The organism is Phenylobacterium sp., from assembly GCF_035944335.1.
GTDB lineage: Bacteria > Pseudomonadota > Alphaproteobacteria > Caulobacterales > Caulobacteraceae > Phenylobacterium.
On record NZ_DASZBG010000106.1, the window covers coordinates 1 to 2,326 of the forward strand.

Sequence of the window (2,326 nt, forward strand, 5' to 3'; positions counted from 1 at the left end):
TCGCCGGCGGAATTGATCCCCGCCACGTCGCCCTGGGTGGTCACCAGCTGGCCGAAATAGGTGTAGCCGTCGTAGCCGCGGGCATCGATCTCGGCGCCGTTGTGCCAGGAGATCGCAAAGCCGCCGTGCGCCGTCGCCGACTCGGTGATGCCCCCGCTCGCCGCGCCGAGCTGCTGCTTCTCCTGGCCCATGTTCGAGGTGGTGACCACATCGGCCCAGGCGTGCTGTACGCCGTTGTCGGTCTGCACCCAGTCGAGCACGGCGTTGCCGTCGGACAGGAAGCCGCCCTTCATCTGCAGGCTCTCGATCGTGCCCACGGCGATCGGCGTCGCGGCGGAATAGGTCGTGCCGTCCTTGTAGGAGGCGAACACCGCCCCGCCCTGGTTCCAGATCAGCAGCGCCTTGGTCCCGGCCGCGCTGAGCTCGGCCGAGGTGGCGTGCTGCGGATCGGCGGAGATCTCCACCACCCGGCGGGTGGTCACCGCCGTGTGGTCGTCGTCGAAGGTCTGGACGGTGAGCGCCGGCTGGCCCGCGACGACGGCGCCATTGATGTGCAGCGTGCCGCCCGGCGCCAGCGGCGTCAGGTTCTGCACCACGCTCGACCCATCCGGCAAGGCGTAGGCGCGGATGTAGTCGATCTGCATCGAGGCGGGGAACTTCGAGGGGTCCGGGTTGCCGCCGAACCCGCCGATCGCCAGGTTGGCGATCATGTACATCGGGCTGGTCCAGGTGGCTGGCGTGGCGGTCTGATAGACCGCCTGGTCGTCGTAGTAGTAGGTCACCGTCGTCGGCGTCCACAGCATGCCGTAGGTGTGGAAGCCGGTGATGTCGCCGGTCTTCAGCACGTTGGAGAAGGCCGAGGCGTTGCCCGCGCCGCCATAGCCGCGCACGAAGTCGATCTGGTTGTTGTTGGCGATGTCTTCGGTGATGTCGGCCTCGATGCCCGAGCCGTTCGGGTCGGGCACCATCCAGAAGGCGGGCCAGGCGCCGGTGGCGGTCGTGGGGATGGCCGCCCGCATCTCGAAGTAGCCGTACTTCTGTTCGAAGATGCCGCGGGTGTCGATCATCCCCGACGAGTAGCTGCCGCCGTAGGCGAAGCTGGAATCGCTGGCCGCGAACGGCTGGGCCGTCATGGTCAGGACGCCGCCCGAGACGCTGAACGGGTTGTAGCCCAGCGGATGGTCGGCGGTGCCCTGGAAGTCGGCGCTGATGTAGCGCTGCAGCTCGCCGTTCCCCTGCAGGGTGTAGTTATTGATGTTGTGCGGATCGAACCCGAAGTTGGTCTGCCAGTGTCCAGTGTTGTTCGAGAAATTGTAGACCTGGAAGGTGTTGAAATCGTCGTTGAAGGTCTGGGGCCCCAGCTTCGTCCGGTCGAGCGGCAGCAGGAACTGGCTGGAAGTGAACGACGAGGGCGTGGTGTTGCGGAAGATCAGCACCTCGTTCGCATCGATCTGCAGGGAGACGTCGGCGCCCTTCTGGGTCATCGCCGCCTGCACGTCGGCGAAGGTCTTGAAGGCGGCTCCGGCCAGCTGGATCTGGTCCTTCGACTGCCAGCCGTAGATGACGTCGTTGCCCTCGCCCGCCTTGACCATGAAGGTGTTTGCGCCGGCGCCGCCCACCAGCACGTCGTTGCCGGGGCCGCCGTAGATGGTCTCGGCGTCGTTGCCGACCACGATCAGGTTGTCGAGGCTGTTGCCGGCCGCATAGTTGAAGGCGCCCGACGAGGTCAGGTTCTGGACGTTGGCCGGCAAGCTGAACGAGGCGAAGGCGGTGACGCTCTTGACGCCCGACAGGCCGGGATCGACCCGCACGATGTCCGAGGGATCCTTCACATAGAAGATGTTGTCGCCATTCGACCCGATCAGCACATCGCCCGCGCCGCCGCCGGAATCGACGCTGGAAGGTCCGGTGGGCGCGGTGAGGGTCTCGTTGCCGGCAGAGGTGCCGTAGACATTGTTGGTGGGCGAGGCGCTCTCCGGCATCGCTTGGCCAAGGTAGTTGAAGTAGGGCACTATCGGAAGTCTCCGCTGGAAGCGGTAAGCAAAACTGCAAACCCATGGCTTAGGTTCACTGCAGCAGAGCTTCAGTTTCGAGATTTCTTGGGCCCGTGTTCTTTACACCTTGACCATAAGACTTGGTTCGGCCGCGATGGGCGACCACAACCATCTTGAGCGGCCGTTTGTTCCCGCCCGCTAGTGGAAGATCCAGTCGCTGGCGGTGAGGCTGGACGCGGCCACATGGCTCAAGGTGGCGATCTTGGTGCCCCACGGGTCGGCCGTCCCGTGACCGTCGCGGTCGAAATAGATCCAGGTGTTGCCCGAGCCGT

At 65.3% G+C, this 2,326-nt stretch carries 1 protein-coding gene; it reads right to left on the minus strand.

The window, feature by feature from the left end; all coding sequences use genetic code 11:
• Positions 1-2,012: family 16 glycosylhydrolase (locus tag VGT80_RS16885; protein ID WP_327457823.1), on the minus strand; the 2,012-nt coding region annotated here is incomplete at its 3' end.
• Positions 2,013-2,326 lie beyond the last annotated feature (314 nt).